This window comes from Chelativorans xinjiangensis (assembly GCF_009812055.1).
Taxonomy (GTDB): domain Bacteria; phylum Pseudomonadota; class Alphaproteobacteria; order Rhizobiales; family Rhizobiaceae; genus Chelativorans; species Chelativorans xinjiangense.
In genome coordinates, this window is record NZ_WQNH01000109.1 from 1 (window position 1) to 2,732 (window position 2,732).

At 65.8% G+C, this 2,732-nt stretch carries 2 protein-coding genes; one reads left to right on the forward strand and one right to left on the reverse strand.

Annotation, left to right across the window (positions count from 1 at the left end):
* Positions 1-243 precede the first annotated feature (243 nt).
* Complete coding sequence (locus GM910_RS26810; protein WP_159593939.1) at positions 244-894, reverse strand: cysteine hydrolase family protein; 651 nt, start codon at positions 892-894, stop codon at positions 244-246.
* A gap of 296 nt (positions 895-1,190) precedes the next feature.
* On the opposite strand from GM910_RS26810, the gene GM910_RS26815 reads away from it, so the two are divergent.
* Positions 1,191-2,147: a GlxA family transcriptional regulator gene (locus GM910_RS26815; RefSeq protein WP_159593941.1), complete on the forward strand. Its 957-nt coding sequence runs from the start codon at positions 1,191-1,193 to the stop codon at positions 2,145-2,147.
* Positions 2,148-2,732 lie beyond the last annotated feature (585 nt).

Here is a 2,732-nt window from a genome sequence, read left to right on the forward strand (position 1 = left end):
AGCCAATCGCCAGTAAAATGCGCCGCGCAAACTGGAATAGAGACTTCTTCCATGAGCTCTTTACTCATATGCGATAGCCCTGCCCTCGAGGGGGGAGATTACGCCGGCCGCTCGCTCCGGCACTTCTTCTGCCACGTTGCAAGTTGGCGAAAGCGACGATGACAGCCAATCTCCCCCCTCGTGGGGGAGATGTCCGGCAGGACAGAGGGGGGCGCGAAGGGGCGCCGGCCTCTCCGACCACCCTTACGCCGCCACACTCCCCGCGATCGCCCGCTGGTTGGAGGCGTAGGGGTTGTCCCGCTCGGGCACCGCTCCGCTCCCCAGGCAGTCGATCCATTCTGCGGTGGTCAGCACCGCCGCAAAGCCCGCCTGCAGCACCACGCTCACCACGCGGTGGATTTCCTCCGCCGAGGCCGAACCGGCGCTGTTTTCGTAGGGCAGCGTGCCCGTGGCGTCCGAGAGGAACTCGACCGAAAAGCCCATATGCGCGGCGTGAAGCGTCGTCGACAGGTCGCAGTGGTGCGTCATGTAGCCGGCGATCGTCAGCGTATCGATCCCGTTGTTCCTCAGCCAAAGCTCCAGATCGGTGCCGGTGAAGGCGCTCGGCAGGGTCTTTTCGATGAAGTGGTCGGACGGGCGCGCCTTGACCGCCTCGTGCAGCTCGGCGCCGTGGCTGCCCTCGGCAAAGACGGGCGACTCCTTCGGCGCGCGGTGCCTGACGACCACCACCTTCACCCCCTTCTTGCGGCCCTCCTCCATGGCGCGCGCCACATTGGCGATGCTGCCCTTGAACGGCGGATATCGGATCGCAAGATTGCCCCCGTCATAGTCGTTCTGCACGTCGATAACGATCAGGGCACGCTTGGGGCTGGGGTTCGTTGCGTTCTGCGGCATGGTTTTCTCCGTTTGCTGCAAGCCTTCCGCACGCATCGTAACGGTCCGGCTCCAGCGTGAAATTGGCCTGATTGACATTATCCGAAAGAATTGGGACATTTTCCACCACCTCAGAGGAGCAGCCCCGCCATGCCCAGGGCTATCGCATATGAGTCATCTTTGTCGGCTCCACCGGAACCCCCACCCCTTACCCCTCCCCTCAAGGGGGAGGGGGGCGCCGACGCCTCAGAATCCCCCTCCCTCTTGAGGGGAGGGGTGAGGGGTGGGGGTCCAATCAAGGACTCAAGAATCCATACATGCCGGATCCCGTAATCGCCGCCGTCGCCTTCGACGGCATCAGTCCGTTCCACCTGTCGGTGCCCTGCCTCGTCTTCGGCGAGGACCGCGAGGCGTTCGGCCTGCCGCGCTTCGATTTCCGCGTCTGCGCCCTCGAGGACGGGCGGCTCGCCACGGAAGCCGGCCTCGATTTCACCACGCCCTACCGGCTGGCAGACCTTGCCAATGCCGAGATCGTCATCGTGCCGAGCTGGCGTGACCTCGACCGGGCACCGCCCGGCGCCCTGACCGAGGCGCTTGTCGAGGCGCACCGGCGCGGGGCGCTGATCGTCGGCCTGTGCCTCGGCGCCTTCCCGATAGCGGCGGCGGGGCTCCTCGACGGGCGCGAGGCCACCACCCATTGGGCCTTTGCCGAGCGGTTCGGCGCGCTCTATCCCGAGGTGAAGCTGCGGCCGGAGGTTCTCTATGTCGATAATGGCGACGTCATAACGTCGGCCGGCGTGGCGGCCGGGCTCGACTGCTGCCTCCACATCATGCGCAAGCGCTATGGCGCGGAAGCCGCGCTGCGGCTCGCGCGCAACCTGGTTCTGGCCCCGCACCGCCAGGGCGGCCAGGCCCAGTTCATCGAGCCGCCGGTGCGCAGCGCGCCGACTGCGGACAAGCTCGCCCGCGTCGTCGACAAGGTGCGTGCGAGGCTCGACCGGCCGCACAGTCTCGATACGGTGGCGGCGGAGGCGATGATGTCGCGCAGGACATTCACGCGCCGTTTCCAGAAGGCATACGGAACCAGCTTCGGCAACTGGCTGACCGACCAGCGGGTGATGCTGGCGCAAAAGCTTCTGGAGACCACCGCCCGTTCCGTCGAGGAGATCGCCTTCGAAGCCGGCTTCGGCACCTCGGCCTCCCTCCGCCAACATTTCGCCACCCGCCTGAAGACATCACCTGTGCAATACCGCCTGGCGTTTTCGAAGCGGTAGGCCGGCCGACAGGTTGAACATTTCCAGTTGGCCCGACAAATGGAGATACCCGCATCATCCCGGCCGCGCGACGACATGCGCGTACTGCGTGTCCATCCCCACCCCACCGCCCGCGCGTCATCCCGGAAGTCGGAGCGAAGCGGAGACTGTCCGGGACCCATTCTCGCCTCGCTGAAGCTCCGGCGAAGCGGGCCGGAAGGTGGACGAGTCACGGAATGGGTCCCGGACAAGCCTTTCGGCTTTCCGGGATGACGCGCGCGGGTAGGGATGACGCGCGCGGGTGGGATGACGCGCGTTGGAAAGGCGGCGGGCACCCTTCATCTCAGCCGGCGATGCCTCGCCTGCGCGGGGATAAAATGTGGCAACAATTTTTTTTCTTTCCCGACAACCCATTGGTTTCACTCGCTGCAGAAAAAATTCTCCAACTCCCCCCTGCCCAGCCTGCCCTTAAAATCCTCCCATCGCTCTCGCGGGAACCGGATGCGCACCGGGTGTTCGGGAGAGCGGCGGAGACCTCTCCCTTCGGGCTCGGTACCCGGAGGCCTGAGGGCCCGCGACAGGCCGGCGGTGCCGGGAGCGCTGGGT

Bases quoted from the DNA above. Each gene is read 5' to 3' on its own strand.
- GM910_RS26815 (WP_159593941.1), top strand. From the start codon at position 1,191: ATGCCGGATCCCGTAATCGCCGCCGTCGCCTTCGACGGCATCAGTCCG.
- GM910_RS26810 (WP_159593939.1), bottom strand. From the start codon at position 894: ATGCCGCAGAACGCAACGAACCCCAGCCCCAAGCGTGCCCTGATCGTT.